Consider the following 8,503-nt stretch of genomic DNA (forward strand, 5'->3'; position numbering starts at 1 on the left):
TCACCAACCTTTTTCCACTTTTCTGCATATCTCCGCGGCAATCTTATAGCTGGGGAGTACTATGTCCGTGCAGCCTTTAAGCACCGCCTCTTTCGGCATGCCGTAAACAACGGCTGTTTCTTCGGATTCTGCTATGGTGTACCCGCCGGCCTGTTTAATTTTACACATTGACGCGGCGCCGTCATTGCCCATACCTGTCATGAGGACGCCCAATGTCTTATCGCCGAAAACACCGGAAACAGATTCCATCATTATGTCAACACTGGGGATGAACGCATGTTCAGGGGTTTTCCCCAGCCTGATGGTTATTTCGCCGTTCATCTTTTTGTAAAGCGTCATGTGGTTTCCCGCTTTGCCAACATAGCATACCCCGGGGGTCACTATGTCTCCGGGTGTAACTTCTTTGACGGTTACGCGGCAGGAATCGTTAAGCCTTCTCGCATAAGCCTCCGTAAAGCCCACAGGCATATGCTGAACCATGAATATCGCCGCGTTCAGGTTCTGCGGGATATGGGGCAGAACGTCGAAAATAGTCTTGGGTCCGCCTGTGGATATGCCTATGCAGACCGCTTTGAAGTCTCCGCCCGCCGCCCGCTCTGCCGGATATTCGGGTTCTTCCGCTTCGTGTTTTTCAAATCTGGGGACGGATATTTTTCTTGTGAGTTTCGACAGACCTAGACCTGCCGCCGCCTTAACTTTTGCGGAAAGCTCCCTTTTGACCATATCAATGTCGCGGGAAACGGTTCCGCTGGGTTTCGCAACAAAGTCGAAAGCGCCAAGTTCCAGCGCCTGAAAGGTTGTCGTCGCGCCCTCCTGCGTCAGCGAGCTGAGCATTATTACAGGGCATATATTATTATCGGTGATGATCTTAAGGGCTGTCAGCCCGTCCATCACCGGCATGTTCACGTCAAGGGTTATGACATCCGGCTTAAGCGCCATTGCCTTTGCAACCCCGTCCTCTCCGTTTCTTGCCGTGTCAACGACCTCTATACCGAACGAATCATCCAGCATCTCTTTAATTTTCTTCCGCATTAATGCGGAATCGTCGACAACCAGAACTCTTACTTTTTTCATTCCTGTTTCATTTTCTCCAGTTTGCTCATTTCGGATTGCGAGAACAGGTCTTCAATGTTGAGCAGAAGTATCATCTTCTGCTTGCTGTTCAAGCTAACGACCCCTCCGATGAATTCCGAGCTTACGGTTGCGGAAAGAACAGGCGGAACTGCGTCGATCTCTTCGTTTTTGATCCGCAGAACCTCGTCAACCCCGTCAACGACGAAGCCGACCTTCATTTTTTTCAGATTAACGATGATAATGCGGGTAAATTCATCCCGTTCCTTAGCCTTCAGGTCGAAACGGGTGCGCAGGTCTATAAGCGGGATAACCTCGCCTCTGAGATTGATGATGCCTTCCACGAATTTGGGTGTTTTAGGCACCTTCGTAACGTTGGTGTAGCGGTTTATCTCCTGAACCTTTTCAATAAGGATACCGTATTGTTCGTTCTCTATTTCAAAGGTGACTATCTGCTTTTCATCGTCTTTTGAATGGGAGTTAAGGTCACTCATAGTCAGATCCCCTGCGGACTGATCGGCAACCTTTGAAAGCGCCTCCAGTTCCGATTTGTTCATGATATTCTTCGGCTCGAGAGCCATAACCAGTCTTTCGCCCTTTTCCAGCTTAAGCACGGCGGCTATCTCGCTGTTTTCTTCTGCAAAAGCTTTCGGAGGTTCCTCAATGAGATTCTCTTCAACGCTCAGCACGGCGTTCACTTTGTCCGCGGCAAAAGCCACCAGCACGTTGTTTATGTCAACGATGATCACTCTGCTGTTTTCATTGATAACGCTGTTTTTCCTTCCGAACTTGTCGTGGAGCGAGATGAGCGGTATCACCTTCCCGCGCAGGGAGAAGATACCGAGAACATAGGCGGGAAGTCCGGGGATTGCCGTAACTTCCGGCATCCAGATTATCTCGTTTATACGGTGGATCTCCACAGCATATTCCTGTTTTCCTATGTTAAAGCTGATGAAGCGTTTTTCGTGCAGGTTCGCCGCCGCCGCCTCTTCCGCTTTTGCTGCTGCCGTTTTGCGGAATCCCTGCTTCTCTATCTGCGCTTTCAGCATCGCAATGTCGATTACTTCGTTGGTGTTGAGTATCTGGACGAGCATAACGCTGCCGCCCTGATTCACCTTCATTATTCCGCTGATATATCTTTTATCCACGTCCGCGTTGAGCATTTCGGGGAAAGCGTCAAGCTGGTGTACCTCTGTGGATTTCACTTCGCTTACGGATTCAACAACGAAGCCGTTGAGCGTACCCTCTTTTTCCACCACTATTACTCGGGTATCGTCCGTGTTTTCGCATGGTTTCGTGTAGCCAAGGCGAAGCGAAAGATCTGTGAGGGGCATGACCTCACCTCTGAGGTTTGTCATACCCAGAACATGGGGGGGCATCTTCGGCACACGGGTGATGTGCGGCAGACGGATAATCTGTTTAACATCGTCTATGCCTATGCCGTATGTTTCCTGTCCGATGCGGAACGACACATATATGCTGTCCTGCCGGCTTTCAACTGATGATGACATTTAATCTCTCCTCTGTCAGTATGCTGCAAGGAGCATTATCAGAATGTCTGCATTTCGTCTGCGAGGGATGCAACCTCTTCTGCTGCTGCCGCTATTTCACGCAGACCTTTTACCTGCTCGTCTGCGGCATTTTTCGCCTCTTCGGAGAGAGCCTTAAGGTTTTCTGCCGCCTCTCTGCCCTCTTCACATGCTCCGTTGACCTGTTCGACTCTGGATTCAGCCGCGTCAACGTGTCCTGAACATGTTTTATAAAGCTCGATGAGGTGCTTGCGGATCATTCCCACTTCCGTAAGGTTGTCCACTGCGTACTGGGATTTTGTTATCTGCACGCGGATGAGAGAGGTGATCTCCGCCAGTTCATTTTGAAAGTTGATGACCTGCTCATACATTTCGTCGAGGATGTCTTTCATTTTGTCCGCGTTGTCTGCGGATTCGTTTGCAAGTGCGCGGATGTCTGCGGCAACAACAGAAAAACCTCTTCCGTATTCGCCTGAGCGTGCCGCTTCAATATTGCCGTTTACTGCAAGCATATTGGTCTGGATAGCGACGTTGTTGATGGTGTCCACGATCTTTTTGATATTGCCGAACGATTTATTCAGTACGGTCACTTCATCGTGAACGTCTTTCAGGTTGTTGATGGAAGCAACGAAACCTTTGATGATGAGTTCTATGCCGTGTTTAAAGTCTTTGAACTGAGTTTTGAATTCACCGACAGCAGGTCTCACCTTTTCGTCAAAAATGCGTCTTGCTTCCTGAATTTTGCCGTCTTTCATGAGGTTTACTATTTCGCCTGCACCAAGGTGGACATGGTTGTGAGGTTCGCGGATACACTCGTATGCCTTTTCTTCTTTTCCGTTGTCGGGTTTATATGAGAGATACCATGAACCGAACGCGCACTTTGTGGGGTCGAGCTGTCCGTGGAATTCGTGATTGTTGTTCATCGCGTCTTCAAGCTGATCTATGAACACGAGGTGATCCAGAGCTTTTATCTCGTCCAGTGCATTATCAACCAGCTTTCCGTGATCAGCCATGACGTGCCAGCTGTTTTTAACGTTGTTTATGTGAGTGCTTATTTTGTCGAATTCTTTGGTGATACCGGTTATTTCTGTGAATATCTCGGTTGTTCCGGTATCCATCTGGTCGATGGCTTTGAGAACCTCGTCTGCCGATGCGTCAAGCTCTTCGATTGTGGAAGAAAGCTCTTCCGCTGCCGCCGCAACCTCTTCGGAGGATTTAGCTATGTCGGTCGACTGTTTGAGGTCGTCCGCCATTTCAGCGAGTTCCTGAGATGCAACGGTCAGTTCGCTGAACGCTTTTGTCTGTTCTTCGGTGAACTTTCCCACCTCTTCCGCCGCTGCCGCGTTCTGTTCCGCAGAGGATGCCAGCCTGTTCACAAGATCCATAGCGCGTGTGGATTCCTGACTGATTGCCACTGCACCGCTTTTGATCTTTCCGACTTCAATGCCTATTTCATCCGTATGACTGCCGACATAGCCGCAATGTTTGGAGATGAAATCTGCTTTATAAAGGTTTGTTCTGGAAAGAATAAGGAAGCTGTCAACCTTGCTGACAACGTGCTGAACCTGGGTGAGCGACTGATCTATAACGTTTTTAATGTTTTTTGCTGATTTTTCGGAAACTTCCGCCAGTGTGCGGACTTCGTCCGCGACAACGGCAAATCCTTTTCCGTGTTCTCCGGCTCTTGCCGCTTCAATGGCGGCGTTGAGCGCCAGAAGGTTCGTCTGGTCGGCAATTTTTGTAACAACCTGAACTATCTGTCCGATGGAGTCCGCTTTTTCCTTAAGCTGGTCAACAAGCTGAGTTGATTCCTCAACTTTTTCCGTTGCGTCCTTAACGGAATCTTTCAGTTCGTTTGCGGCAGTCACAGTGGATTTAACTTTTTTAATAAGTTCTGCCGTGGAGGTTTCATATTCTATGGTTGTGGAGAGTACGTTTTTTGCGTCTGTTTCAAGAGCGGTTGTGTCGTTTTTGATGCCTTCCGCGCTTCGGCTTGCCTGTGCGGAGGCTATTGTTACCTGTTCCATGGAGGCGTTAAGCTGGTTTGCCGCGCTTGAAGCCTGTTCAATAGCGGATGCCATCTCTTCGGATGCGGTGGCGAGTCTTTCCGCGTTTGACTGCTGTTTTGCCAGAGTTCTTGCTCTTGCTTTTTCAACAGCCATTTTTTTGGATTCCTCCCGTGAAGCTGCCGCTGAATCTGCATCCTTTTTTAAAATACCCGTCCTTCCGGCTAGGCTGGTGGGTTTCGCCAGCTTTTTCATAATCGATACCTCCAAATGAACCTAATATATTTTTATATCACTAATCTTATCAGAATCGAAAGACGCTTTCAGCGTGAAATCGGTTTCCCTACCAGAATTAACATCTTTTGCGGTGATGGTTACGATGCCGCTGTCGTCTATGATGAAACAGATATCAATCAATTTCTCTTCTTCGCTATTTTCCACTGTAAAATCGAATTTTGCAAGGCTAATGAAGTATTCCGGATCGTCTTCCGGACTGTCGGAAACGTTAAGACTTGAGTGTGCGGTATCCTGCAGAACATGAACCGTTATATCGTTTATGTCGTCACTTGCCGTTGTGAACGTCTGTGTGAAAGATACGGGGTAGGGTTCGTTTTTCCGCATAATGACTTCAAACATTCCGTTGTCGTCTTCAAGCCCCATGTTGTGGCTTGTGACATCGAAAAAAGTTCTGTCGCCCAGAAGCCCCAGACGCATTGCGGCGTTTGTTGCCGCGCCGCAGACCACAGCCTCTTCGGGGTTCAGGTCTTTGCTGACTGATGCTCCGAACATTTCTTCTATGAATGCGCGCACGTTGCATATCCTGCTTGCGCCGCCCACAGGAAGCACACGGCTTATGTCTTCAGGTTTTATGTTGTTCTCTTTAAGAAGTCCCTCGGTAATATCGCGGATGCCCTGAATGATGGGTTCGGTTATCTTACCGAAGAGCTGTTTGTTCAGCTCCATCTTGAAATGCAGAGGACCTTTGGGGGTTATGGTTATGTATGGAATAACAAGATTTGTTTCGTTAAGGCTGGAAAGCTCCATTTTTGCTTTTTCCGCCTGAAAAAGTAACTGCTGATAGGCTATCGGGTCGGTTTTCAGGTCTATGCCGTGGAGTTTACGGAATTCTTCGTTGAGATAGTCCGCAACTGCAACGTCAAAATCTACGCCGCCTATCTGTGTTGAGCCGCCTGTGGCTTTGACTTTCAAGCAGTCCTTGTTCAGCTCTATGAGGCTTATGTCGAGCGTCCCGCCGCCAAGGTCGAAAACAAGGCATAGTTCGTTCTCTTTTTTGCCTATGTTGTTGTAGTATATCGCTGCGGCAGTGGGTTCGTTGAGCAGCGCAATAACCTCAAAACCCGCAGTCTGCGCCGCCGCACGGACAGCTTCCCGCTGGAGGTGGTCAAAATATGCAGGAACGGTTATGACGGCTTCCGCCGTGTCGTCACCTGTATAGTCTTTGTGCAGGTTTTTGAGCTTTTTAAAGAACAGAGCAGCCAGTTCCACCGCTGTGAAGTTTTTGCCGTATATCGAGAATTCTTTATCGGATCCCATATATCTTTTGACGTTGGATATGGTGTTTTCCGATTCAAGCATCTGCATACTGCGGGCATTGTCGCCCGTAACAGCTTCCTTACCGTTTTTGAAATATATCACAGACGGCAGGAATCGTTTTCCGCTGTCGGATGAAATGACCTCGATGGTTCCCTTCTCCTTAAATATTGCTATCATGGAGTTTGTAGTGCCGAAATCTATTCCGACGGGATATCTGCTCATTTGGACGCTCCTTTAGCGATTGTTACTTTTTCAAGTATAAAATCGGCTAAAAGATTGAAATCCATACACCCTCTGCTGTTAGGAGCGAATAAATTTATAGGAATTCTGTATTCCGGTGCCTCGGCTATCCTGATATCGTTGCGGATTCGGGGTGATATCATCTGTTCACCGAAGTTTTCGTTTATCTCTTTCATAACGCGTTTGGAGTGGTTGCTGCGGATGTCGTACTGGTTGGGGATGATGCCGCACATGCGCAGATCAGGATTAAACGCAGCGTTGATGCGGTAGATGGTCTGGGTGAGCTGTGCCAGCCCCTCTATGGCGAGGAAATTGAGCAATATCGGGATGAAAACCGATTCCGCAGCCGACAGTGCGTTCAGCGTGAGTGCCGCTACAGTGGGCGGTGTGTCTATAAGTATGCAGTCGTAATCGTTTCTGAAATCAAGTAAAACTTTCTTGAGCTGACCTTCGGGATTTTGACCGTCAAGAAGCTGTTTGATGAATGATGATGAGAAAGATGTGGATGCAGGCAGAACGTCGTAAAGCCCGTGTTCCGTGCGGAACAGAGTGTCTTTTCCGCTGCATTTGCCAAGCAGTGCGTCATAAATGCTGAGGTATGTGTCATATGTGTTGACGCCCGACCAGAAAGATAAGTGTGCCTGCGGGTCGAGGTCTACGGTCAGCACCCGATACCCGCGGCTTCCAAGTACCCCCGCCGTGTTGACCACTGTGGAGGTTTTCCCGCTGCCGCCTTTTTTGTTTGCAAATGTGATTACTGCTGACATAGTAGACAATTATAGTGTACATTTAAAAATTATGCTACATTGATATTCATGAAAAAAACACGCGGAGATGGTATGGAGAAGGCACTTTTTCTGGACAGAGACGGCATAATCAACGTCGATAAAGGGTACCTTTACAGGTCGGAGGATATCGAGTTCATAGACGGAATATTCGATCTGTGTCTTTTTGCGAATTTCAAAGGCTATAAGATAATTGTGGTGACAAATCAGGCAGGGGTGGACAGAGGTTTTTACACGGAAGAGGACGTTCAGACTTTGCATAAATGGATGAGGGTGCAGTTTGAGATGCGCGGTGTTGAGCTGACTGATTTCTTTTATTGCCCGCACCATCCGGATTTCACAGGCGAGTGCGGATGCCGCAAGCCTAACCCCGGTATGCTCCTGATGGCAATGACAATGTATGATATAGATGCTTCAAAATCCGTTATGGTGGGTGATAAGGTCTCTGATATGCAGGCGGGCAAATCCGCAGGCGTGGGGCTTAATATCATTGTCGCCAGCCAGTATGCCGACGCAAAACCGGATGAGGCGGACGAAATTTTTTCAAGTGTCAAAGAGGTCTACGAATTTCTGAAAGGGAGACTTTGATTTTCCTCCCTCCTTTGGCAAAGGAGGGTCGGGGTGGATTTATACTTTTCGTCATTGCGAGGAATTTAATGACGAAGCAGTCTATTTTTAAACGTCCTTCTTTTCTTCCTCAGCCTTCTTCTTATCTCTTTCCGCTATAGCTTTAAGGATTTTCTTTTGATGTTCAAGTATTTCATTTTTGTAAGAAGAATTAGGTGAAAGCGTTACTACTGCTTTTCTAATGCACTTTTGAGCTTCATCTACATCTCCCATATCCATTAGAATTACCGCTTTTGTATCTAAGATATATGGGTCTTTGTCATTAAACTCTAGAGCTTTATTAACAGCTTTCAAAGCTTCTTCTTTTTTATTTAATTTATTGAGAACGAAACCAATATTATTCCATACACCATGAGAGTCAGGTTTAATATGTTTCGCTTTTTCAAAGGCTTCCAGAGCTTCTTCGTAATTCATTATTTGCCCGAGTGAAATTCCCATATTATTCCATGCTTGATAGTTATCCGGTTCAATATTAATTGCCTTTTCATAAGCATTTATGGCGTCACTAAATCTCCCGCCAGCACTTGCTTTATCACCTATTGCCATCCATTCAATGGCTTCTAGTCTTATAGTGGACCTATTGTCAAGACATCAGTTTACTATTTCTTAGTAAATATTATGCCGCCATCTTCATCTGATTCATGTGCACTTCCATAGGTCTCTTATATCCCAAAGCTGAATGCAGCCTTCT

General features: G+C 47.3%; 7 protein-coding genes. 1 reads left to right on the forward strand and 6 read right to left on the reverse strand.

Annotated elements, in window-relative coordinates:
• The 5 genes from LRY47_RS11175 to LRY47_RS11195 are packed head-to-tail and all read right to left on the reverse strand — an operon-like array spanning position 1 to position 7,167.
• On the reverse strand, positions 1-1,074 hold the full coding sequence (locus LRY47_RS11175; RefSeq protein WP_295225404.1) for a chemotaxis response regulator protein-glutamate methylesterase: 1,074 nt from the start codon (positions 1,072-1,074) through the stop codon (positions 1-3).
• On the reverse strand, positions 1,071-2,582 hold the full coding sequence (locus LRY47_RS11180) for a chemotaxis protein CheW (RefSeq protein ID WP_295225406.1): 1,512 nt from the start codon (positions 2,580-2,582) through the stop codon (positions 1,071-1,073). The genes LRY47_RS11175 and LRY47_RS11180 overlap by 4 nt, the downstream gene beginning before the upstream one ends.
• A 38-nt stretch (positions 2,583-2,620) precedes the next feature.
• Positions 2,621-4,861 (reverse strand): methyl-accepting chemotaxis protein, encoded by a 2,241-nt coding sequence (locus LRY47_RS11185; protein ID WP_295225410.1) that lies wholly within the window; start codon positions 4,859-4,861, stop codon positions 2,621-2,623.
• Between the two features lie 21 nt (positions 4,862-4,882).
• Positions 4,883-6,382 carry an Hsp70 family protein gene (locus LRY47_RS11190; protein ID WP_295225413.1) on the reverse strand — a complete coding sequence of 500 codons (1,500 nt, stop codon included), beginning with the start codon at positions 6,380-6,382 and terminating at the stop codon, positions 4,883-4,885.
• Complete coding sequence (locus tag LRY47_RS11195; RefSeq protein WP_295225417.1) at positions 6,379-7,167, reverse strand: ParA family protein; 789 nt, start codon at positions 7,165-7,167, stop codon at positions 6,379-6,381. The genes LRY47_RS11190 and LRY47_RS11195 overlap by 4 nt, the downstream gene beginning before the upstream one ends.
• A gap of 72 nt (positions 7,168-7,239) precedes the next feature.
• On the opposite strand from LRY47_RS11195, the gene gmhB reads away from it, so the two are divergent.
• Positions 7,240-7,773 carry a D-glycero-beta-D-manno-heptose 1,7-bisphosphate 7-phosphatase gene (gene gmhB, locus LRY47_RS11200; RefSeq protein ID WP_295225418.1) on the forward strand — a complete coding sequence of 178 codons (534 nt, stop codon included), beginning with the start codon at positions 7,240-7,242 and terminating at the stop codon, positions 7,771-7,773.
• A gap of 87 nt (positions 7,774-7,860) precedes the next feature.
• Here gmhB and LRY47_RS11205 read toward each other — a convergent pair whose 3' ends face one another.
• On the reverse strand, positions 7,861-8,382 hold the full coding sequence (locus tag LRY47_RS11205; protein WP_295225420.1) for a tetratricopeptide repeat protein: 522 nt from the start codon (positions 8,380-8,382) through the stop codon (positions 7,861-7,863).
• Positions 8,383-8,503 lie beyond the last annotated feature (121 nt).

This window comes from Seleniivibrio sp., from assembly GCF_021209385.1.
Classification (GTDB): domain Bacteria; phylum Chrysiogenota; class Deferribacteres; order Deferribacterales; family Geovibrionaceae; genus Seleniivibrio.

What these genes read in the sequence shown, in the direction of transcription:
- gmhB (WP_295225418.1), top strand. Translation starts at nt 7,240, where the DNA reads ATGGAGAAGGCACTTTTTCTGGACAGAGACGGCATAATCAACGTCGAT.
- LRY47_RS11175 (WP_295225404.1), bottom strand. Translation starts at nt 1,074, where the DNA reads ATGAAAAAAGTAAGAGTTCTGGTTGTCGACGATTCCGCATTAATGCGG.
- LRY47_RS11195 (WP_295225417.1), bottom strand. Translation starts at nt 7,167, where the DNA reads ATGTCAGCAGTAATCACATTTGCAAACAAAAAAGGCGGCAGCGGGAAA.
- LRY47_RS11180 (WP_295225406.1), bottom strand. Translation starts at nt 2,582, where the DNA reads ATGTCATCATCAGTTGAAAGCCGGCAGGACAGCATATATGTGTCGTTC.
- LRY47_RS11190 (WP_295225413.1), bottom strand. Translation starts at nt 6,382, where the DNA reads ATGAGCAGATATCCCGTCGGAATAGATTTCGGCACTACAAACTCCATG.
- LRY47_RS11185 (WP_295225410.1), bottom strand. Translation starts at nt 4,861, where the DNA reads ATGAAAAAGCTGGCGAAACCCACCAGCCTAGCCGGAAGGACGGGTATT.